The following is a 22,572-nucleotide window of genomic DNA, read 5'->3' as shown; positions in this document are numbered from 1 at the left end:
GAGAAGATCTTTAAGTTACAAGCCCTCTATGCAAATATAGAGGACTTGTAATAATTTTTTTAGTTAAAGCTAGCAGTTCTGAATAACGGTTCGTTATTCGGTCTGATAGGTACATTAACTCCACTTTTAGATGCCCAAGAAATTACTTGATGGTGAAGAGGAAGATAAGAAATATCATCTTTCACAATTTTCCAAGCATTAGCTATTGCAGCATTCCTTTTATCTAAATCAACTTCACCTTCCATAACTCTTATCGCAGCATCTACTTCAGAGTTACTAAAGTTAACTTTGTTCCAGCTAGCACCAGACTCATATAAATAATGAAATACATAGTGGCTATCTAGAGTAGGAACACCCCAACCAAGCATATAGAAATCACCTTGATTATCTTTTAGCTCTTTAAAGTGTTTACTTTTAGTTTGTGCAAATAAATTTACATTAACACCAATTTTACCAAACATACCAACAACAGCAGTACAAATTGCTTCATCATTTACATATCTGTCATTTGGACATCTTAATTCAACATCAAAACCATTTGGATAACCTGCATCTGCTAATAGTTTTTTTGCAGCATCAACATCGTAAGGTAATCTTTTATCAAGATCTGCAGTGTAACCATTTACACCTGGAAAAGTTATTATTCCTGCTGGTTCACTTAAACCTCTCATAACTTTTTTCTTGATCGCCTCGATATCAATTGCTTGATAAAGAGCTTGTCTTACCTCTTTTTTCTTAAATGGGTTATCACCTGTATTACCAGTTCTTAACTGATCAGCAGCTTGATCCATACCTAAGAAAATTGTACGCATTTGTGCAGTACTTTCAACTTTGTGTGCAGATGAAGATCCAATTCGTGCTAAATCTTGAACTGGTGCATCAGTAACTACATCAATTTCTCCAGATAATAATGCTGCAACTCTTGTTGCTGCATTTTTAATTGGAAGTAATTCAATTTGAGTTACTTTTTTATCAGTCATCTCACCCCACCAGTGTTTATTTCTTTTAAACACAGTTTTAGTGTTAGGCTCTCTTAAAGTGATTTTAAAAGGACCTGTTCCTAATGCATTAGTTGCAGAAAAGGTTTCTTGACCAGCATCCCAGTTTTGAGGAGACATTGCAAAATTCTTTTCAGACCATGCTTTAGACATTATGAAAATATTTGATAATTGGTTCAAAAGAATTGGGTTAGGCTTACTTGTTGTAATTTTAACTGAGTAATCACCAATAGCTTCAACTCCTGAAATAGTGCTAATATACTCTTTAAAATCAGATGTTCTTTGCTTGGCTCTTAAGACACTAAATACAACATCAGTAGATGTCATTGCAGAGCCATCTGAAAATTTTACATCTTCTCTTAATGTAAATATCCATGTGTTGGGATCAGTTGCTTTCCAACTTTTTGCTAACGCAGGACCAATTTTCATATCCAAACCTCTTTGAACAAGAGCTTCATAAACCTGTCTTGAAACTTGAGTGGTTGGACCTTCGTTTTGTGCGTGTGGATCTAGTGTTAAACTATCTCCTTGCATTGACCATTTGATAGTTTTAGCCCATGCTGAAGAAAATCCAAATACTAGAACTACAGATAGTAAAACTCTAATAAAATTTTTTATTTTCATTATTTCCCTCTTTTCCTTAAATTTATTTAAGAAAAGTATAAGTGAAATAACTAAATTATTACAGATAAAATTTTAGATAATAATTAACTCTTATCGCTATCAACCAATTTCTTTTTACCAATCCAAGGCATCATAGCTCTTAGTTCTGCACCAACTTTTTCTACCGAGTGCTCAGCTAATTTTGCTCTAGTTGCAAGGAAGTTCTTTTGACCATTTTTACATTCATCCATCCACTCTTTTGTGAATTTTCCTGACTGGATATCGGTCAAAACTTCTTTCATTCTTTTTTTGGTTTCTTCTTTATTAACTATTCTAGGACCCGAAACATATTCACCATACTCAGCCGTATTAGAAATAGAATAGTTCATGTTTGCAATTCCACCTTCATAAATTAAATCAACAATTAATTTAACTTCATGAACAGTTTCGAAGTAAGCCATCTCAGGTTCATAACCTGCTTCTGTTAGGGTTTCATAACCATTTTTAATCAACTCAACTAAGCCACCACATAAAACTGTTTGCTCTCCAAATAAATCTGTTTCAACTTCGTCCTTAAATGTAGTTTCAATAATTCCAGATCTTCCACCACCAACTGCAGACGCGTATGATAACGCTAGATCTCTAGCTTTACCTGAGCCATCTTGATGAACAGCAAACAAACATGGTACTCCACCACCTTTTTCATATTCGCTTCTAACTAAATGACCAGGGCCTTTTGGAGCAACCATAAATACATCTAAATCTTTTCTCGCTTTGATTAAATCATAGTGAACATTTAATCCATGAGCAAATGCAATACTTGTTCCTTCTCTAACTCTTTGTTCAATATGGTTTTTATAAATCTCTGCTTGTAATTCATCAGGTGTTAAAATCATCACTACATCCGCCCAAGCAGCTGCATCAGATAAATTCATAACTTTTAAACCTTTAGACTCAGCTTTTGCTACACTTGAAGATCCTTCTCTAAGTGCTACAACTATTTCTTTAACACCACTATCTTTTAAGTTTAAAGCATGAGCGTGTCCTTGACTTCCATAGCCAAAAATTGCAATTTTTTTTCCTTTAATTAGATCAACATCTGCATCTTTTTCATAAAACATTTTCATTTTTTTTTCTCCTTAATTAATTAGTTAAATATTTCAGCGCCTCTAGTCATTGCAACCGCTCCAGTTCTTGAGACACTTATAAGACCGTGCGATTTTAAATTCTTTGTCATTTTATCTATTTCTCTTCTAAGTGCTGTAATTTGAATTACTGCAGACTTATTTGTCTGATCTAATATAACTGGATTAAATTTTTTACAAGCATTTAAAGCCATTTTAATCTTAGCTGAATTTCCAATTACTTTAAATAACGCCATTTCTTTAAAAATTACATTTTTATCTTCTCTTTTGAAATTACCTACTTTGTGAACTGGAACTAATTTTTTTAATTGTAGAACAATTTGTTCAATTACCTCGGGTGTTCCTGTTGTTACAATTGTAATTCTTGAAAGATTGTTTTTTTGGTCAACCTCAGCTACTGCCAGTGACTCGATGTTGTACCCTCTTCCAGAAAAAAGACCAACCACTCTAGATAAGACACTTGCTTCATTATCTACCCAAACTACAATTATATGTGTTTCTAATTTACTAAGTTTGCTTGGCGAACTGTATGCTGATTTTGATTTTACCATTTAAACTAACGCTTTTCCTTTGCCTGTAATTTTGTTTTCTTCTTGGTCTTTTGGACCTAATAACATTTGATTGTGTGGTTTTCCTGATGGAATCATTGGAAAACAATTCTCAGCTTGATCAACATGGCAGTCAAAGATAACTGGCTTATTAACATTGATCATTTCCTCAATTTTTTCATCTAATTCATCTGGATGTTCGGCTCTTATACCAACACATCCATAAGCTTCAGCTAATTTTACAAAATCTGGCAATGCTTCAGAATAACTTTCTGAATAATTTTTTTCATGAAGTAATTCCTGCCACTGTCTTACCATTCCCATATATTGATTATTTAAAATAAATATTTTTATTGGTAAATTGTACTGTATTGCAGTCGATATCTCTTGCATGGTCATTAAAATTGAAGCTTCACCAGCAATATCAACTACTAATTTCTTAGGATTTGCAACTTGAACGCCTATTGCAGCAGGTAAACCATAACCCATAGTACCCAAACCTCCAGAAGTCATCCATCTATTAGGTTTATTGAATTTATAGTGTTGTGCAGCCCACATTTGATGTTGACCAACCTCTGTTGTGATAAATGTATCTTGATTTTTAGTTAATTCATATAGTCTTTGAACGGCATGTTGAGGCTTAATTATTTTGTTACTATTAATAAAGTTTAGAGATTGCTTCGTTCTCCATTTTTGAATTTGCTGCCACCATTTTGAAATTTTTTGTTTATTTGATTTTTCTAAATTTAAATTTTTCTTTTTTAGAGTTTTGGTTGTTGATCTAATAACATCTTTAACATCACCAACAATTGCTAAGTCTACTTTTATAATCTTATTTATTGATGAAGGATCAATATCAATATGTACTTTTTTTGATTTAGGTGAAAACTCATCAATTTTCCCAGTGATACGATCATCAAATCTAGCACCAATATTAATTAGTAAATCACAATCATGCATAGCATTATTAGCCTCGTAAGTTCCATGCATCCCAAGCATTCCTAAAAATTGATTATCATCCCCTGGATAAGAACCTAATCCTTGTAATGTTGTAGTAATTGGAAAGCCAGTTAATGCAACTAACTCTCTTAAAAGTTCGCTTGCTTTTGGTCCAGAGTTAACGACACCACCGCCTGTGTAAAAAATTGGTTTTGAAGCTTTGTTCATTAACTCAATTAATTGATCAATGTCTTTTTGCTTAAATCTATTGTTATTTTTAATTTCTATTTTTTTTTCTTTTTTTAATGAAACATATTTAGTTTTTGCAAACTGAATATCTTTTGGAATGTCTACTAGTACAGGTCCAGGTCTTCCAGTCGTTGCAACTTCAAATGCCTCGTGCATTACTCTTTGAAGATCATTAATATTTTTTACTAACCAATTATGTTTTGTACATGGTCTTGTAATTCCAGTTGTATCGCACTCTTGAAATGCATCAGTTCCTATTAAATGAGTGGGTACTTGTCCAGAGATGCAAACTAATGGTACAGAGTCCATGTATGCATCTGTTAATGCAGTAACAACATTTGTTGCACCTGGTCCAGAGGTAACCAAAACAACTCCAGGCTTACCCGAAGATCTTGCATAACCCTCTGCTGCATGACCAGCTCCTTGTTCATGTCTTACTAAAATATGTTTTACTGAAGAATGATTTTTAAGTTCGTCATAAATTGGAAGAACTGCTCCACCAGGGTAACCAAAAATATGACTTACCTTTTGTTCTTCAAGGCACTTAAATACAATTTCTGCTCCACTATATAATTTTGGCATCTCGCAATCTAGCTGAAGTTGTACTGATTGGTCAAGTTATAGAATGAATTATTTAATTTTTTTTAAAAATTTATTTAAGTCCTGAGGCTGCAATTTTAGCCAACTCATCATGTTACCTCGCGCCCAAGTGCTTTGTCTTTTAGCGTATTGTCTGGTCTTTATTGATATTTTTTCAATAACATCAGTCATATCTTTTCTTTCCTCCAGATATTCTTTGATCTCATTGATGCCGATGGCTTTATTGACGCTCTTATCTTTTCTAACTTTTAATTTAACAAATCTTTTAACTTCGTTAATTGCTCCAACCTTAATCATTTTTTCAGCTCTTCTGCCAATTTTTTTAACAAGTTCTTCACGTGGATAATCAATATAGATTTTCAAAAAATCATTTTTCTCAAAATGAGATTTGGTGTTTTGAAACCAATCATGAAGAGATTTTTTAGTAAACTGTTTAACTTCAAAAGCTCTAATTGATCTTTGAGCATCAGTTGGATTAATTTTTTCTTTAGAATTTGGATCTAACTTTATAAGTTTTTGATAAAAATTTTTTTGCCCTAAAGCTTTATGTAAAATTCTTATTTTGTTTCTAAATCGAACTGGAATATTAGGAATATTTACTAATCCATCAGTCAAAGCCTTAAAATACAACCCTGTTCCTCCTACAAAAATTGGAATTTTTTTTCTTTTTCTTATTTCTTTAATTTTTTTAATTACAAGTTTTAACCAATCTCCTGTTGAAAAATTTTTTTTAACACTATGAAAACCATATAAGTGATGTTTTATTTTTTGATAATCTTTAGGATAAGGGCGTGCTGATAAAATTTTTAATTCTTTGTAAATTTGCATACTATCTGCATTAATGATTTCACCATTAATTTTTTTTGCAAGTTTAACTGAAAAATTAGATTTTCCTGAAGCTGTTGGTCCAGAAATTAAAATAATCTTGGACTTTAAATCCATAATTAATCTAATTTAATACCAATGTATCTTCTTTGATTTTGACTGTTATATATTGCTAGTAAAATTGTTTTTTGATTAGATTTTAAAACATCTTTAACAATTTTTTCTAAATCTTTTGCACTTTTAATTTTTATTTTTTGTGCTTCAACTATAATATTATTAGCCTCTATTGATTTAAGTAACGGGCTAGTATTTCCTATTTGCGTAATAACTAATCCTGAGGTTTGATTGGGAAGTTTTCTAGTCTTTATATCTTCTTTGGTTAATTTTCTAACCGTAATTTTTAAGTCCTCTATAATTGTATCTTTAGGGGCGTCAGATTTTTTCTCGCTAACTTTAAAATCATCTGATGTTTCTAATCTTCCAAGAAGAATACTTTTGGTAATTTCTCTTTTGTTTCTCCAAATTTTAACTTTAACTGTAGTTCCAACTTTTGTTTTTGCAACAATTGCTGGTAATTCTTTCATTTGATTTATTCTAACTCCATTAAACTCTAAGATAATATCTCCAGCTTTTATTCCACCTTTGGCAGATGGGCTACTTTCTGCAACACTTGCAACTAATGCTCCTCTTGGTTCATCTAATTTTTCAACATCAGCAATTTCTTGAGTAACATCTTGAATTCTTACCCCTAACCAACCTCTTTTAGTTTCACCAAATTCTATTAATTGATCAATGACTATTTTTGCACTGTTTGCTGGAATTGAAAAACCAATTCCAATTGATCCATTTCTTCCAAGTATTGCGGTATTAATTCCGATTACATCTCCATTCATATCAAATAATGGACCACCTGAGTTTCCAGAATTAATGGATGCATCCGTTTGTATATAATCTTCATATCTTGATAATCCAATTGATCTATTCCTGGCAGATATAATTCCTGAAGTCACCGTTCCTCCCAAGCCGAATGGGTTTCCAATTGCAATAACCCAATCTCCAATTCTAGCTTTATCTGAGTCTCCAAAACTGACAGGAGTAAATTTATCATCTGTTTCTAGTTGAAGCACTGCAATATCTGATAAAGGGTCGGCACCAATTACTTTTGCTTTATATTCTTCATCTCCATTTACTCTTACAACAATGTCTTCTGCATTTTGAATGACATGATTATTAGTAACCACTATCCCTTTTGCATCAATTATAAAACCTGAGCCTAAAGCAGATGACTTTCTTTCTTGTGGAGTTCCAAACTCCCTGAACATATCCTCAAATGGTGAACCTGGTGGAAAAGTAAACGGAAATGGATTTGAATTAGTCACTACTGTTTGTGTAGTTGAAATATTAACAACCGATGGCATCAATCTTTCAGCAAGATCTGCAAAAGATGCTGGTACAGTTTTTGAATTTGACTGTATAGAAAAACTCAAAGTAAAAATAAGTGTTAAAAATATAAATTTAATTTTTTCCATATTAACTTTTTATATAATAAATTATTACAAATCCTATAATTGCAAAAATTAGCCCACCTGTTCTTAATTGACTATCATTTACAAGTTCTAACTTCTTTAACATACTTTTCATTTTTGATGGAAATATGGCATACAAAATTCCTTCTATGAAAAGAAAGAGACCAAAAGCTATGATCAATTCCTTCATAAAAGTAGATTATTCTGATTTAGGTTTTATATTTCCAAAAAACTTAAAAAATTCACTATCAGGAGATAATATTAATGATGTATCTCCACCAATTAAAGCTGTTTCATACGCTTGCATCGCTCTATAAAATGCAAAGAATTCAGGATCTCTTCCAAAGGCTTCAGCGAAGATTTTATTTCTTTCACCATCACCTTCTCCTTTCATGATCTCAGAGTCTTTGTTGGCATTCGCTAAAATTACTGAAACCTCTTTATCTGCAGTTGATGTAATAGTTACTGCCATCTCAGCACCTCTTGCTCTAAATTCCTTTGCTTCTCTTTCTCTTTCAGTTTGCATTCTTCTATAAATAGCATCACTGTTTGCTTGAGGAAGATCAGCTCTTTTAATTCTCACATCTACAATTTTAATACCAAACTTTTGAGCTTCTGTGTTCACTCCTTCTTGAATTAAAGACATCTGTTTAGATCTATCTTTTGATAATAACGTTTGTAATTCTTGTTGACCAAGAACATTTCTAATTCTTGAGTTTATAATTGTTGCTAATCTTGATCTTGCAACTCTTTCATTTCCAACAGAGATATAGAATTTTAAAGGATCAATAATTTGAAATCTTGCAAAGGCATCTACGATTAATCTCTTTTGGTCAGATGCAATAACCTCTGCTGGTGGAGTATCTAAATTTAAAATCCTACTATCTAAAAAAACAACGTTTTGAATAAAAGGTAGCTTAAAATTTATACCTGGTTCAACTATAATTTTTTTAGGATCACCAAATTGTAAAACAATTGCTTGATTAACCTCTTTTACAATAAATACTGAAAAGAATACTAAAGCACCTAATACAGCTACTATTGGTAATAATATTTTTTGTGCTTTCATTTAATTACTTGCTTTCGTTTTACCGAGTTCTGGTAATGGTAAATAAGGAACAACTCCCGATCCAGCATTTTTCTCAATAATTACTTTTTCAATATCAGCTAAAACTTTCTCCATAGTCTCTAAATACATTCTCTCTTGAGTAACCTCTTTTGCTTTGTCGTATTCATTAAAAATTGAAACAAATCTACTTGCTTCACCCTCTGCTGATGCAACAACTTTCTGTTTATACGCTTCTGCGGCTTGTAAAATTTTTGCAGCTTCCCCTCTTGCTCTTGGAATTACATCATTAGCATAAGCTTCGGCCTCGTTTTTAGATCTTTCCATGTCCGCTCTTGCAGCCTGTACATCTCTAAATGCATCAATTACTTGATCTGGTGGATCCGCTTTTTGAGTTTGAACCTGAGTAATTTGAATTCCGCTATTATATTCATCTAAAATTGATTGTATAATATCTTGAGTTTCAACTTCAATTTTAGCTCTTCCCTCAGTTAAAATTGGTTGAATATCACTTTTAGCAATTACTTCTCTCATAGCAGTCTCTGCTCAGCTTTTACAGTTCCTTCGGGATCTTGAATTTCAAATAAAAACTTGCCGGCATCTTTAATTACCCAAAATACAGAAAAGTCGATGTTCACAATATTTTCATCACCAGTTAACATTAAACTTTCTTGAGGTACATCCGCTACACCTCCACCTGAAGAAAAACCACTATCTCTTTCAGATCTAAAACCAATATCCATTCTATTAACTTTTGTCACCTTAGGGGTTTCAACAGTCTCTATTGGGAAGGGAATATGATAGTTAAGACCTGGTTGAGTTGTTTTTATAAATTTACCAAATCTAAGTACTACACCCTGTTCATCTGGTAATACTCTATATAGCCCACTTGCTAACCACACAAAAAGTAAAACAATTAAAATTAAACCAATTGGTTTTCCACCTGATTTACTTCCACCAGGTAAAAATTTATTAATTTTGTTTTGAATATCTCTTATAATCGCATCGATGTCGGGTGGTGTTGGTCCTCTACCTGAGCCATTTCCACTTCCACCTGGGGGCGCTCCCCATGGACTTCCACCTCTGCCTTTAAAATCATCTGACATATGACAAAGTATATAGTGTCTTTATGATAAAAAACAAGTAATGATGAAATTATGACTGTCAAAAAACCAGAACTAAGTGACGCAATGAAAAAGAAGCTGGAACCTAGGAAATTTACAAAAAATCCGATCTTAGGAACTAAGTTTACGATTGCAATTTCAAGTGCAAAGGGAGGAGTTGGAAAATCTACATTTGCAACGAATCTTGCCTTAGCCTTAAAACAGATTGGTTGTAAAGTTGGTCTACTCGATGCTGATATTTATGGTCCATCAATTCCTAAAATGTTTGACATCAATGAAAAGCCTAAAAGTGATGGTCAAAAATTAGATCCAATTACAAAGTATGACATCCAATGTATGTCTATTGGTTTTTTAGCTGATCAACAAACTCCAATGATTTGGCGTGGCCCTATGGTAACAAGTGCTATTAAAACTTTTACTCAAAAAGTTAATTGGAAAGATCTAGATTTTATAATCGTTGATATGCCTCCAGGAACTGGAGATACTCAATTAACTTTCTCACAAGAAATTAAAATGGATGGAGCAATCATAGTTTCTACTCCTCAAGAGGTAGCTTTATTAGACGTTAAAAGAGGAATTAAAATGTTTGATAAACTCGGAGTTAAAATTTTAGGATTAGTCGATAACATGAGTTATTTTACTGGGGATGATGGCAAGAAATATAAAATTTTTGGTGAGGGTGGTGTTAGAAGAACTGCAGAAGAATTTGAAAAAGAATTTTTAGGAGAAATTCCTATTAACCCTGAGGTTGGTAAAACTGGTGATGAGGGTAAGCCTATTGTTGAGGCTAATCCTGAACACGAAATCTCTAAAATTTATTTAGATTTTGCAAATAAAATTAAATCAACTTATCTTTAATATCAAAAGCTATCATTAGTTCGTTCCACTCTCTTTTTGAGAGTCCCGAGCTATCTACATCTACATTTTCACCTTTAATAAGTTTTTGAATAATTACTTTTCCTTTAGCTGAAACTTCAGTGCCACCAACTCTGTAATCCATAAATGCATCATAAGTTATTGGAACCCATTTTTTTACTGTATCCAACATAATATCTGCATACACTCTAATTTCATATTGAGCATGACTATCAGCTCTTAGTCTTAAAAAGTTCATTAAGTTTAATAAATCAGTTTTCCAGTACCATTGAGTATAGGTATTTAGAGTTAAATTCATTCTAGCAAGCTCCCTTGCTAAACCCTTTTTATTTTCATCAATAGTTGAGCCATCAAATCTCTCATTCAACATCGTCTCATAATTATCGTAAGTTCTTTCAGCATCATTTTTTAAAAGTTCTAAAACTTCTTTTGCTTGCTCTCCTTCCAATACATCTCCTCGACCTTGTCTGTTGCTAGTAGATTGGGCAGCCAAATTATCTTGGGAAGGTAAATAAAACTCTTTATCTAAAATTGAATATCTAGCAGAATATTCATTCACATTTGCAGTTCTATGTCTGATCCATTGTCTTGCTATAAATATTGGAAGCTTAATGTGGTATTTTATTTCACACATTTCAAATGGCGTACTGTGCCAGTGTCTCATTAAATATTTAATTAAACCTTTGTCAGTTGAAACTTGCTTAGTTCCTTTTCCATAAGAAACTCTTGCTGATTGAACTATAGATGTATCATCACCCATATAATCAATTACTCTTACAAAGCCGTGGTCTAGGGCTGGTAATGCTTCATAGAGGATTTTTTCAAGTTCAGGAGCAGTAACTCTTTTGGTAGCATTGCTCTGACTTTGTTGATTTTTTATTTCTTCTGACTGTTCTTTAGTTAATTTCATGATTGTTATTGAATCTGTTGTAATTCCTTTTATATTAATAATGTTGGTTTTCCAACTACGACGATAAACGAATTTCGTAATAACCATTGCGGACGTGGGGGCAGTACCCACCACCTCCACCATTACAACTTATGGGGGTGAACTAGATTCGACGGATGACTAAAGGCTATTCTTTCGTTCGGGATTGTTCCACCGTGACGGGCTAATTTATAATTGCTAACGAAAGTTACGCACTTGCTGCCTAATTAACTTTGTTAATTAAGTAGACGGGGTTTGGGGCACCTGGCAACAGAACGCCCCTACTTCATTACAGATTCATAGCTCCTGCAACACTTTTAGAAAGAAATAATAAAGTTGGCGTCACAGTGGCGTCGTGGAAAGGAAAAATGTAATGGCGTCTATTAAAAAAATGAACGGGAAGTTTATAAATCACCGTTCATTGATTTCATTAAAGATGAAATAAGCATTAAAAGAAAGAAGTTTGCTGAAGGATCTAGTTTCATGAATGACTATCGACTACAAAGCCAGTACATGCAACAACCTTCAAAACCTCAAACAGTTCCTGAAGCAAGAGGCATTGCTGGTTTATCTTATTTAGTTTAATTATTATTTAAGAAGCCTGAGGCGTGGCTAAAATTGAAAGGATTTTATTCATTAGTCTTCTACTTAATTAAACTTTTAAAAAATTTTTTTAACATTAATACCAACATTACTTTCATAATTAACATTAAAACTATTTTGTAATTCAATGTTGTAATTTAAATCCCACCCAGACGTGGATTGCTGATCATATTGTATTGAAAATTGTGAAGTGTTTTCATTTGTTAAATTGGAATGAAAACTTAGTTCTGCGTTTGGTTTTATTAAGTAAGATCCTGCAAAATTCATAGTATTAGTATAACCTGAATCAATTTCTTCATTTCTCTCAAAACTTGCAGTATAGAAAATATTTTTTCCAATATCTAAATCTGTTCCAATGGTGACTCTATAATTATCTGATAATTTATTTTCACCTTTATTTGTATAATTAGTATTTGGATATGCTTTATGATACGAAACTATTGTATCATTTGAGTCGATACTTCCTCTTCCATATTCAAAACGACTAAATGGTTTAAATTTTAAATTGTTAATTTCATACGAATTATTAATTAGAAAACCCAATGATGATTTACTATTTTCAATTTTCATTTCATTGTATTTTAGAGCTGAAATTTTACCACTTTCTAAATATTCATCTAAAATAGTATATCCTAGATCAATTCTTCCATAAGGAGATATATTTAAATCTTTTTTTATAAATTCACCTCCATAGACAATTGATCCAAAAATTTGATTACCATTTCTGTCGCCATTTAAAAATCCTGCTTCATGTTTTCGTCTTGAGTCAATTTTTAAACTGCTAATACCTATATTCGTATCAATAAAAGTTTTATTATTAAATGGAAAGGTTGCATAAGAAGATAAGCTAAACATATCTGTTTTTAGGTTAGTGTCAGATGTACCTATATCTACATCATCGAGACCAACTCTAAGTGCAAAACCATACATTCTTCTATCGCTTACTTTTTTATCAACACCAATTGTAATACCTGTTGTTTGAATTTCTTGCAGTGAAGCAAGCGAGGTATTGTCTATTTCACCCAATGTAACTGTACCTTCGCTCCAAAAAGCCCAATTATTGTTAAATAAATCTTTGGTACGATTTATATATTTATCAAAATTTAACGCAGTGGCAATTTCTGTATATTCTTCATCACTAAATTTAATTTTGATTCCTTGTTCAGATAAATTATTAACATCTCTGTTTCTTCTTAACCACTCCATTCTATTCAATACAGCATAAGATGATTGTTCTATAAAACGTTTAGAAGTTTCTCTTTGAGCATCTATTAAAGCAATAACATCCTTTTCATTAAATGGATTTTCTAAATCCTCTTTTAAAAACTCTGCAGTAAAAGTTTTACTTGAAGCTGGAATAACATTATCCGCAAAATCTTCTACCGTTGCACCAATTGCTGCATATATTTTTTGTGCACTTGTAAAATTGCTGACAGGATCAATTGTAATAATAGTTTTTGCAGAATTAATTGTTGCAACAAATGGAATATCAGCTCCATTTTCATCTGTATCTTTTAATGTCATTAAACTTGCAACATCGGAATTTGTTAAAGCTGTGTCATCTAAATTTCGAATTGCCTCACTAAAAGTAAAAGTAATATCTGAATTGTGGGCAATAGATGCTGTAATAACAGCTTCAATTTCTACACTAGGTGGCAGTTTATCTGCTGCCGTAAAAGTAGATGATGTTGCGGTTATTGCATTACCATAAGAGTCTTCAACTGTAGCTCCAACTGCCACATAAACTGTTTGCTCACTTGCAATATCACTTACTAAATCAATAGTTATAATTGTCTTGTCAGAATTTATAGTGGCATCAAAAGCAATATCTGCCCCAGTTGAATTGCTGTCCTTTAGAGTTATTAAGCTATCAACATTTGTATTATTAATAGCAGAGTTATCAAGTAATCTTACTTCTTCATTAAAGGTAATAATTACATCAGTATCAAGTGCAACTAATGTTGATCCATCTGCTGGATCAATAGTAACAACTGGAGCCGTTGAATCCGTAACACTAAAAGTGCCTGATGTTGCTGACATTGTATTATTTGATGAATCTTCAAGTGCTTGTATTTCTACACGCACAAACCTACCACTTATAAAATTTGCATCAGGGTTAATGGTTATAACTTTCTTGTCTGAATCAATAGTTGCTGTGAAATCAATAGATGCGTTATCTGATACATACTCGAGTGTAATTAAATTTCCAACATTTGAATTTGTTAACTCAGAGTCATCTGGATTTCTTACAGCTTCATCAAATGTTAGGGTAACATTTGCAGTAATAGGCACACCTGTTGATGTATCTGCTGGATCAAAAGTGACCTCTGGTGCAGTGGAATCAGCTGCCGTAAATGTTATGGAACTTGCACTTATTGCATTGTCTGAAGAGTCTTCTACAGTAGCACCAATTGCCACATACACAACTTGTTCACTCGAAAAACTATTATCTGGCGTTATGGTAATTAATTGTTTTGTGGAATCTATTAATGCCGTAAAACTAATATCAGATCCATTAGTATTAGTTTCTTTTAAAGTAATTAGACTACCAACGTTGGCATCTGTTAAAGATGTATTATCAATATTTCGAACTACTTCATCAAAAGCAATTGTTATATCAGAATTAACAGCAATACCAGTCTCTGAGTCAGCTGGACTAAAAGTTACTGTTGGTGGTGTTGAGTCAGCGGCTGTAAAAGTAATGGATTGAGCTGTTATTGCATTATCTGATGAATCTTCAACTGTTGTTCCAATTGCCACATAAACAACTTGTTCACTAGAAAAATTACTATTAGGATTAATAGTAATAATTTTTTTATCTGAGTTAATTGTAGCGTTAAAACTAATATTATCTCCATCTTCATCTGAATTTTTTAATGTTATCAAACTATCGACATTAGTGTTGGTTAAAACTGTATTATTTGTATTTCGTATTGCTTCATTAAAAGTAAGAGTAATATTTGAACTAACGGTTACATCAGTTTCACCGTTAGTTGGATTAAAAGTAATAGTTGGGGCTACAGTATCAGCAACTGTAAATGTTATAGACGAGTTTGATATTGCGTTATTATAATAATCTTCAACGGATGCACCTATTTCTACATAGACTACTTGACTGCTAGAAAAGTTACTTGAGGGGTTGATCGTTATAACTTTTTTAGTATTATCTATAGTAGCATTAAAAGGTATTCTATTTCCTGAAGAGTTTGTTTTTCTTAATGTAATTAAACTATCAATATCTGTATCAGCAATATCTGTATCATCAATATGTCTAATAGCTTTATCAAAAGTAATTGTAATATTAGTGTCAACAGCGTTACCTGTACTGTTATCTGAAGGGTTAAATGTTAAAGATGGTGGTGAAGTAGGAGCAGCAACAGTAAAGCTTATATTTGATGCACTTATCGCGTTATTTGAGGAGTCTTCAACAGTAGCCCCAATTGCAACATATACAACTTGTTCACTTGAAAAATCACTATTAGGATTTATCGTAATAATTTTTTTATCAGAGTCGATAGTAGCATCAAAATCAATATTTGAGCCACTAGAGTTATCTTCTTTAAGTGTAATTAGAGTGTCGATATTAGAGTTTGTTAGTTCTGAATTATCTGTATTTCTTATTGCTTCATCAAAGATAATTGTAATATTGGTGTTATCTGCAATACCAGTTGTACCATCTAAAGGACTAAAAGTTAGAGTTGGTGCTTCAACGTCTGCAGTAGTAAAATTAAGTGTAGTTGTATCTGTTATTCCCACATATGAATTACTAGAACTATCATCAAATGCTGTTGCTTCAATTTTAACATAATAACTTGTAAAACTGTCTAGGGTAGTTGCTGGATTAACGGTAATTTCTGTTGATCCTGAACCTGAAACTTTAGCATTACCAATTGGAATTGATTCTACTTCAGAGTCATCAGATGTTTTATAGATAATAATATTTCCACTTTCAGCATCAACAGCTTCATTGAATGTTAAAACAATATTTGCATCTACAGCAATACCTGTAGCGCCATCAGCTGGAGTAGATGATGATAGGGTTGGTGCACCTATATCTGCTGTTGTAAAATTAAGGGTTGTGGCATCACTAATACCTGCATACGAATTACTCGAACTATCATCAAACGCGGTAGCAGCTACTTGTACATAATAAGCCGTTGATCCATCTAATGTTGTCGAAGGATTTATTGTTATTGTTGTAGAGCCTGATCCAGATACCTTAGCATCACCAACAGGTATAGACTCTACTTGAGAGTCATCAGAAGATTTATAGATAATTATATTTCCACTTTCAGCATCAACAGCTTCATTGAAATTAAGTACAATATTTGTATCAACTGCAATACCAGTAGCTTCATCAGCTGGTGTAGATGACGATAAGGTTGGTGCATTAACGTCAGCCGTTGTAAAGTTAAGCGAAGTCTTATCATTAATCCCAGCATAAGAATTACTAGAACTATCATCAAAAGCAGTTGCAGCAATTTGAACATAGTAGGCAGTTGAACTGTCTAAAGTTGATGCTGGGTTAATAGTAATTTGAGTTGATCCTGATCCAGAGACTTTAGCATTGCCGACAGGAATTGACTCAACTTCAGAATCATCAGAAGCCTTATAAATAACAATATTACCACTCTCAGCGTCAACAGCTTTACTAAAATTTAGAACAATATTATCATTAACACCTACCTCTGTTGCGCCATCAGTAGGAGTAGATGATGTTAGTGTTGGAACATCAGTATCAACAACAGTAAAAGTTGCATTGGCTGCAGTAATTGCTTGTCCACAAGTTTGATCTTCAACTGTAGCACCTATTGCTACATACACATTTTGTTGGCCTGTAAGATTGCTGTCAGGATTAATAGTAATAACTTTTTTATCAGAATCAATCGTAGCATCAAAAGCAATATCTGCACCGCTTGAATTATTCACTTTTAAAGTGATAAGACTATCAACGTTAGTGTTTGTTAAAGCGCTATCATCTGTGTTACGCATGGCATGATTAAAAGTTAATGTAATGTTTTCTGTAGGTTGAACATCATTATCAGAGTTGGCAGGATCAAAAGTAACAGTTGGAAGAGTTGTATTCGTTAATGTACCACTACCTGTGGTTGTAGTGCCTGCCACAAAAAGACAAAGCCCACTTGTGTTCCAGGTTCCAGAGGAGCTAATTGTAAAATCATTATCAACATCTACGTGGTTTGTAGATTGTGTACCTGCGCTACCACTTAAAATAACATTGTAAAAATCTTGTGCTTGATCGGTGATACCACCCGAGGTAATAGTTGACGTTCCATCAAAAGTGACTGTACCTGATCTAGATTTAAAAATATCACTATTTGTCCAATTTCCTGCAACATTAATACTTCTATCATCTGAGGAAACATCGAGTGTTCCATCTGTAATTGTTAGCGCTCCATCAACATTTAAATTAGCATCAAGAGCGAAAGTGCCAGTACCATTTAAAATTAGATTATAATAATCATCGCCGTACTCTAAATCAGTGTAGGAGCCTGATCCATCATAAGTAATTGTTCCTGAGTCTGTATCTTTGTTAGTAATAGCTAATGTTTCTCCACCTTGTAATTTAAAAGTTCCATTGTTAACTAACGTTGTAGCATCAAAATTATTTCCTTCTATGTCAAGAGTGGCTCCAGAGTTAATGGTAAGAGTTTTATCTATATCTACATCCTTTATAGAAAATGAAACAACACCAGAAGTATTGGTTATAGTTAAATTTTCAAAACTAGGAAAACTATTTGTATGATGAGCTATAATAGTTTGATTACTACTTCCATTAAATATTACTGATGTTGAAGCACTTGTGTTAGTTACCTCACGCCGATTAGTTCCATAAGCAGTGTAATTTCCCTTAACGTACAAATCATTTCCATTTACATTCCATACACCTTTATTAAATCGAATATTATTAACCTGCATATCTCCGTTCATCTTGTAAACTTTTCCTGAACTTTTTATTACATTGTAAAAATCCTTACCAGTGCCAGTGCCGCCCGTTACAACTTGATAACTACCATCTTTTGGAGAAAAATTTACTGTACCATTATTATGTGTGAATGTTCCCGCATTTCTAAAACCACCTTTGAAAACTGTATGCAAGGAAGGAGCTAAAAAAGTTCCACCAGATGCAATAGCTAGCACTGAAAAAAATTGTACTTTTTTTGCGTTAGTTGCTGAGAGAGTACCCCCAGAATAAATCCAAGAGGTATTTTTATTTGTAAACAATTGTGAATTAGTTCCAACCAATAGGGTGCTTCCACTATATATGCTTAGATGTTCAGTTATTCTAAGAGTTTTACCATCATTTATTTTTACAGTACCATTAAAGGGGGGCATTAATTTTAGTTGCTTAGCATTTGCTCCCCTCCTAATTGTACAGGTAACAGAACTACCACCATCAAATTTAACAATATCATTTTGAGTTGGTGTAGAAAATCCACCATTCCCACCTGACGTATTTGACCAATTGGCTGGGTCATCATAATATTTTGTAGTTCCATCATTGGCAGCAACCCAAAATCTATTAGCAGCTAATAAATCAAAACTTGTAAGAGAAAATATAATAACAAATAGAATGTTTATTTTTAAATTTTTGAACACATTGTTTTTTATCTCCAAAAGTGCTCATTATGGGTTGCAAATGTCACTAAAATGGTGATGTTCATAGTGTGAAAAAATTAAACTACGGAATGTATGATTTTGCTAATTCTTCTTTTTCAGCCATCATCATTACGTTTATATTTTCTACCTATTTTGCAAGGCAAATTGTTGGTGATGCGCAATTAGGTGCTGCCTACTGGCAATGGACGACGGGAGTTTGTGGTTTATTAATTGCTATAACAGGCCCTTATTTTGGCATCCTAGCAGATAAAAGAAAAAATGGTTTAATAAATTTTTTACGCATATTTACAATCCTATGTATTCTCATAACGTGTTTATTTTGGTTTTCAAAACCAGAAACTAGTTTTATTTTTTACACATTAATAATTTTTTTATGTTCAAATTATTGTTATGAAATTGCGCAAATTTTTTATAATTCACTGTTACAACAAGCATCTGAAAAAAATAAACTTGGCACAACATCAGGCTTAGGTTTTGGGTTAGGGTATTTAGGAACAATTCCAGTATTATTGATTGTGCTTTATTTCTTTGTTTTATCAGACACAGTTTTATTTGATCTTAATAAACAAGAATTTGAAAATATTCGATTCACTGCACTCATAGTTGCTTTGTGGTTTTTTATATTCGCCATTCCTATGCTTTTCTTTTTTAGGGATAAAACTTCTAAAGATATACAAACAAATCATTTAAATTTTAAATCTTTAACTCAAATAATTTGGCAAAATAAATTAACTGAAGCAGGAAAATTTTTAATAGCAAGAATGTTATATGCCGATGCGCTTATTGTGCTGATAAGTGGAGGAGGTGTTTATGCAAGTGGTGTATTTGGTTTTAGCTTTGATGAAATTATAAAAATGGCTATTTTTTCAAATATTATTGCTTTTTTAAGTGTAATTGTTGGAGGACATTTAAATGATAAATATTCATCAAAAAATTTAATCTTAATAAGTATAGTAGCATTAACATTGTGTATAATTTATGCTTCATTACTGGCTGTAAGTAAATCGAATTTTTTTGCAGTCGTAATGGTCATTTCTATATTTATTGGAATAATACAAAGTGCTAGTCGTGTAATGATGACATCACTGATTAGTGAAGAGCAAGCAGGTAGAAGCTTTGGTTTATTTGCATTTTCTGGTCGAATTACTTCATTTGTTGGCCCTTTATTAGTTGGGACAATGACTTATTACTTTTCTCAGAGAATTGGTCTTTTTTCCAACACTCTACTTTTCGTATTAGGTTTTTATTTCATGTTAAAAATTAAAAACAAATAATTTATGAACTCTAAAAATAAAATAAAAGAAAATGAAAATTTTTCATCAGGTTTTTATGATTGGGCAATTTTTTTAATTAATTTTTATCAGCGAATTAATAAAAGACTAGACCTAGATTTTGAAAGTTTTATAATATTGCAAGTAGTAGTTAGCTATGATGTATATTTAATAAATAAAAATAAAAAATTATCCTTAGAGTCATTATCTTTTGAATTTGAAAAATCTTCTAATGCAGAGTTCTTAAATGACCCAAAGTTAACCGTGACAAGTATTTCGTCCTCTTTAAATATGCCTAGAGAAACAGTTAAAAGAAAGGTTTTATTATTACAAAATAAAAATTTTGTAACAATTAATCCTAACAAAACAATTCAAATGGGTGAAAATTATACTAAAATTTTTCCTGATTTTGCATCAGGTACTACTCTTGATTTAGCTCGTTTAATTCAACGATGGGATAGAAAAGATATAGTCAGAAAATTTCTTGATTTAAAAATTTAATTTATTTTGTGTTTTCCAAAAAAAGTCTGTCTTAGGGTTTTGTTTATATAAGGAATTACTTGATAAATACTTTTTTATGAAATTTTCATTCTCGGCATAAACATTCCCACTCAACAGCAAACCCTCAATAAATTTATCCATTGTTCAAGACTACCAAATCCTGAACTCTTACTCAAGTTGAGTTAATTAGCTAATACTAAAGAGGGTTAAAGAAGACTGAGGCGTGGCCATCTCCTATAATTGCTGTTAGGTTAAAAGTAGATAAATACAAATAACAACTTAACCAAGGATAATAAAATGATTTTCATGTGTACATATCAATTAGATCGAGACAAGCAAGCAGAGACACAAGCTTTTTTTGCAAATATGACTGATGAGCAAATTGCTGGAGAATACCCTGCTGATGTAAAACAAATTGGTCGTTGGCATGATGCAGCTAATGGAAGTGGCCTAATAATAGTTGAGACAGATAATCAAGAATCGTTAACAGCATGGATCATGGGTTGGTCTGGGGCATGTACTTTTCCTATTGTTAAACCAGTATTGGATGATGCTAATGCAAGAAAAGCTATTAAAGCTATGATGGCTAATCAAAATGGTTAATCAAAAAAATTTAGTTACCCTTATTCAAGAGGGTAACTAAACAAACCCAGAATCACGATACCTAAAAGTTTTTTCATTTTATAATCCAATAAATGATATTTATTATATAAACCAAAATACTATAAAATATAAACATTAGGATTTTTTCTTTTCCCGTTTTTTCTTTCCAATTCAATGTAAATAATACTGATGGAGTGGTTACTAATAAGAGAACTCCAATAACAATTATAAGCACTGATAAAATTATAAATACATTCATAAGTTCTCTTTTCTTCTATATTCAATCATGACAAACCCAGAACTATAATCCCTAAAAGTTTTTTCATAATTCAAAAACCTACCAAACCTCTAATCAGGTGTCTAGGTGATGGAATGATTGTTATTTAATAAAATATATACTACATAGCTTTCTTTATGTTTTGATATATTTTAAAAAATTATTTAATTAAAAAGGATACACAATGAAAGCTGTCGTTTATAAAGATTATACTGCCAATATTGAAATTATTGATATTGAAAAGCCAAAACTTCAAGATAAGTCTGTCCTAGTAGAAGTGCATGCTGCTAGCATTAATCCGATCGATAATATTCTACATGCAGGTTATCTAAAAGAAATGCTAGAGCTTAGCTTTCCCCACGTTATGGGCTACGATGTTTCAGGCAAAGTAGTCGAGGTTGGTAAAGATGTACTTAATGTCAAAGTTGGTGATGAAGTGTTTGCTCGTCCCAATCAAGAAGACGCTGGCTCTATTGCTGAATTCGCTCGTATCCAAGAAAATGAACTTGCTATTAAACCAGAAAATCTAAGCCATATAGACGCGGCATCTGTCCCACTAGCGGGTTTGACAGCATGGCAGGCATTAGTTACGAAAGGTAATATTAAGCAAGGTGACAAAGTGTTGATTCACGCTGGTTCAGGTGGTGTTGGAACGCTTGCCATCCAAATTGCAAAACATTTTGGGGCAACAGTTGCAACGACTACAAGTTCTAAAAATACTGAACTAGTTAAAAGTTTGGGAGCTGATCTAATAATTGATTATAGCACTCAGTCATTTGAAGATGAATTGTCTGATTATGATTTAGTCTTTGATATGATCGGTGGTGATGTACTTGCTAAGTCTTTCAAGGTTTTAAAAAAAGGAGGTACTCTGATTTCTATTAAGGGTCAAGATACTGAAAACCTTGCTAAAAAATATGGTGTAAACTTTGAATGGTTTTTCATGTCACCTGATGGAGCAATGCTAACAGAACTTGTAACATTAATTAGTCAGGGTACCATTAAGACTATCATTGATAGTACGTATCCAATGGAACAGGCTTCAGAAGCTTTTGGAAAACTAGCAGAAGGTCGAACCAAAGGTAAAATTGTTCTTACAATTAAATAGAGTTTAGATAATCAAGCTATTTAAGTTTAAATCCTGAACCATGAGTCTATTTGCCAAATTTCTGTCGTCACAGTGGCGTCACAGGGATTCACATTAGGAATATTCTATGATAATCTAGATTAAATTTTGGGAGTTTTCCTTGA

The 22,572-nt window shown here is 32.4% G+C and carries 15 protein-coding genes, 1 other RNA gene and 1 pseudogene; 6 read left to right on the top strand and 11 right to left on the bottom strand.

The window, feature by feature from the left end:
• Window positions 1-59 precede the first annotated feature (59 nt).
• The 9 genes and pseudogenes from ACIJYC_RS01255 to hflK all read right to left on the bottom strand — a co-directional run bounded on the left by ACIJYC_RS01255 (window position 60) and on the right by hflK (window position 9,605).
• Complete coding sequence (locus ACIJYC_RS01255; protein ID WP_435166915.1) at window positions 60-1,622, bottom strand: ABC transporter substrate-binding protein; 1,563 nt, start codon at window positions 1,620-1,622, stop codon at window positions 60-62.
• Between the two features lie 83 nt (window positions 1,623-1,705).
• On the bottom strand, window positions 1,706-2,728 hold the full coding sequence (gene ilvC / locus ACIJYC_RS01250; protein ID WP_435166912.1) for a ketol-acid reductoisomerase: 1,023 nt from the start codon (window positions 2,726-2,728) through the stop codon (window positions 1,706-1,708).
• A 20-nt stretch (window positions 2,729-2,748) separates the two neighbouring features.
• The gene (ilvN, locus tag ACIJYC_RS01245; RefSeq protein WP_435166909.1) at window positions 2,749-3,297 is read right to left on the bottom strand and encodes an acetolactate synthase small subunit; all 549 of its coding nucleotides are present in this window, start codon (window positions 3,295-3,297) and stop codon (window positions 2,749-2,751) included.
• Window positions 3,298-5,064, bottom strand: a complete 1,767-nt coding sequence (locus tag ACIJYC_RS01240) for an acetolactate synthase 3 large subunit (RefSeq protein ID WP_435166906.1) — start codon at window positions 5,062-5,064, stop codon at window positions 3,298-3,300.
• 48 nt (window positions 5,065-5,112) lie between these two features.
• Window positions 5,113-6,024: a tRNA (adenosine(37)-N6)-dimethylallyltransferase MiaA gene (gene miaA, locus ACIJYC_RS01235; protein ID WP_435166903.1), complete on the bottom strand. Its 912-nt coding sequence runs from the start codon at window positions 6,022-6,024 to the stop codon at window positions 5,113-5,115.
• A gap of 2 nt (window positions 6,025-6,026) precedes the next feature.
• Window positions 6,027-7,436, bottom strand: a complete 1,410-nt coding sequence (locus ACIJYC_RS01230; RefSeq protein WP_435166900.1) for a Do family serine endopeptidase — start codon at window positions 7,434-7,436, stop codon at window positions 6,027-6,029.
• Window position 7,437: 1 nt separating this feature from the next.
• Entirely contained in the window at window positions 7,438-7,623 is a 186-nt protein-coding gene (locus ACIJYC_RS01225) for a DUF2065 domain-containing protein (protein ID WP_435166897.1), read from the bottom strand.
• A 9-nt stretch (window positions 7,624-7,632) separates the two neighbouring features.
• Window positions 7,633-8,502, bottom strand: coding sequence for a protease modulator HflC (gene hflC / locus ACIJYC_RS01220; protein ID WP_435166895.1), 870 nt, complete (start codon window positions 8,500-8,502; stop codon window positions 7,633-7,635).
• A pseudogene (hflK, locus tag ACIJYC_RS01215) lies at window positions 8,503-9,605 on the bottom strand (FtsH protease activity modulator HflK).
• Window positions 9,606-9,656: 51 nt separating this feature from the next.
• Here hflK and ACIJYC_RS01210 point away from each other — a divergent pair.
• On the top strand, window positions 9,657-10,481 hold the full coding sequence (locus ACIJYC_RS01210) for an Mrp/NBP35 family ATP-binding protein (RefSeq protein ID WP_435166893.1): 825 nt from the start codon (window positions 9,657-9,659) through the stop codon (window positions 10,479-10,481).
• Here ACIJYC_RS01210 and thyX read toward each other — a convergent pair.
• Entirely contained in the window at window positions 10,462-11,409 is a 948-nt protein-coding gene (gene thyX / locus ACIJYC_RS01205; RefSeq protein WP_435166891.1) for an FAD-dependent thymidylate synthase, read from the bottom strand. The genes ACIJYC_RS01210 and thyX overlap by 20 nt on opposite strands.
• A 4-nt stretch (window positions 11,410-11,413) precedes the next feature.
• Here thyX and ssrA point away from each other — a divergent pair.
• Window positions 11,414-11,713: a transfer-messenger RNA gene (ssrA, locus tag ACIJYC_RS01200) on the top strand.
• A gap of 374 nt (window positions 11,714-12,087) precedes the next feature.
• On the opposite strand, the gene ACIJYC_RS01195 is transcribed toward ssrA, so the two are convergent.
• The gene (locus ACIJYC_RS01195; protein WP_435166888.1) at window positions 12,088-18,648 is read right to left on the bottom strand and encodes an Ig-like domain-containing protein; all 6,561 of its coding nucleotides are present in this window, start codon (window positions 18,646-18,648) and stop codon (window positions 12,088-12,090) included.
• Between the two features lie 68 nt (window positions 18,649-18,716).
• On the opposite strand from ACIJYC_RS01195, the gene ACIJYC_RS01190 reads away from it, so the two are divergent.
• The 4 genes from ACIJYC_RS01190 to ACIJYC_RS01175 all read left to right on the top strand — a co-directional run bounded on the left by ACIJYC_RS01190 (window position 18,717) and on the right by ACIJYC_RS01175 (window position 22,429).
• Window positions 18,717-19,943 carry an MFS transporter gene (locus ACIJYC_RS01190; RefSeq protein WP_435166885.1) on the top strand — a complete coding sequence of 409 codons (1,227 nt, stop codon included), beginning with the start codon at window positions 18,717-18,719 and terminating at the stop codon, window positions 19,941-19,943.
• A gap of 3 nt (window positions 19,944-19,946) precedes the next feature.
• The gene (locus ACIJYC_RS01185; RefSeq protein WP_435166882.1) at window positions 19,947-20,441 is read left to right on the top strand and encodes a hypothetical protein; all 495 of its coding nucleotides are present in this window, start codon (window positions 19,947-19,949) and stop codon (window positions 20,439-20,441) included.
• A 306-nt stretch (window positions 20,442-20,747) separates the two neighbouring features.
• Entirely contained in the window at window positions 20,748-21,044 is a 297-nt protein-coding gene (locus ACIJYC_RS01180) for a DUF3303 domain-containing protein (RefSeq protein WP_435166879.1), read from the top strand.
• A 461-nt stretch (window positions 21,045-21,505) separates the two neighbouring features.
• A complete protein-coding gene (locus ACIJYC_RS01175; RefSeq protein WP_435087673.1) occupies window positions 21,506-22,429 on the top strand; it encodes an NADP-dependent oxidoreductase in 924 nt (307 codons plus the stop codon).
• The last annotated feature ends 143 nt before the right edge of the window (window positions 22,430-22,572 follow it).

The sequence above is a fragment of the Candidatus Pelagibacter bacterium nBUS_28 genome, assembly GCF_051200915.1.
Lineage (GTDB): Bacteria > Pseudomonadota > Alphaproteobacteria > Pelagibacterales > Pelagibacteraceae > Pelagibacter.
This window is presented reverse-complemented; position numbering and strand designations above follow the sequence as displayed.

What these genes read in the sequence shown, in the direction of transcription:
- ACIJYC_RS01255 (WP_435166915.1), bottom strand. Translation starts at nt 1,622, where the DNA reads ATGAAAATAAAAAATTTTATTAGAGTTTTACTATCTGTAGTTCTAGTA.
- ilvC (WP_435166912.1), bottom strand. Translation starts at nt 2,728, where the DNA reads ATGAAAATGTTTTATGAAAAAGATGCAGATGTTGATCTAATTAAAGGA.
- ilvN (WP_435166909.1), bottom strand. Translation starts at nt 3,297, where the DNA reads ATGGTAAAATCAAAATCAGCATACAGTTCGCCAAGCAAACTTAGTAAA.
- ACIJYC_RS01240 (WP_435166906.1), bottom strand. Translation starts at nt 5,064, where the DNA reads ATGCCAAAATTATATAGTGGAGCAGAAATTGTATTTAAGTGCCTTGAA.
- miaA (WP_435166903.1), bottom strand. Translation starts at nt 6,024, where the DNA reads ATGGATTTAAAGTCCAAGATTATTTTAATTTCTGGACCAACAGCTTCA.
- ACIJYC_RS01230 (WP_435166900.1), bottom strand. Translation starts at nt 7,436, where the DNA reads ATGGAAAAAATTAAATTTATATTTTTAACACTTATTTTTACTTTGAGT.
- ACIJYC_RS01225 (WP_435166897.1), bottom strand. Translation starts at nt 7,623, where the DNA reads ATGAAGGAATTGATCATAGCTTTTGGTCTCTTTCTTTTCATAGAAGGA.
- hflC (WP_435166895.1), bottom strand. Translation starts at nt 8,502, where the DNA reads ATGAAAGCACAAAAAATATTATTACCAATAGTAGCTGTATTAGGTGCT.
- ACIJYC_RS01210 (WP_435166893.1), top strand. Translation starts at nt 9,657, where the DNA reads ATGACTGTCAAAAAACCAGAACTAAGTGACGCAATGAAAAAGAAGCTG.
- thyX (WP_435166891.1), bottom strand. Translation starts at nt 11,409, where the DNA reads ATGAAATTAACTAAAGAACAGTCAGAAGAAATAAAAAATCAACAAAGT.
- ACIJYC_RS01185 (WP_435166882.1), top strand. Translation starts at nt 19,947, where the DNA reads ATGAACTCTAAAAATAAAATAAAAGAAAATGAAAATTTTTCATCAGGT.
- ACIJYC_RS01180 (WP_435166879.1), top strand. Translation starts at nt 20,748, where the DNA reads ATGTGTACATATCAATTAGATCGAGACAAGCAAGCAGAGACACAAGCT.
- ACIJYC_RS01175 (WP_435087673.1), top strand. Translation starts at nt 21,506, where the DNA reads ATGAAAGCTGTCGTTTATAAAGATTATACTGCCAATATTGAAATTATT.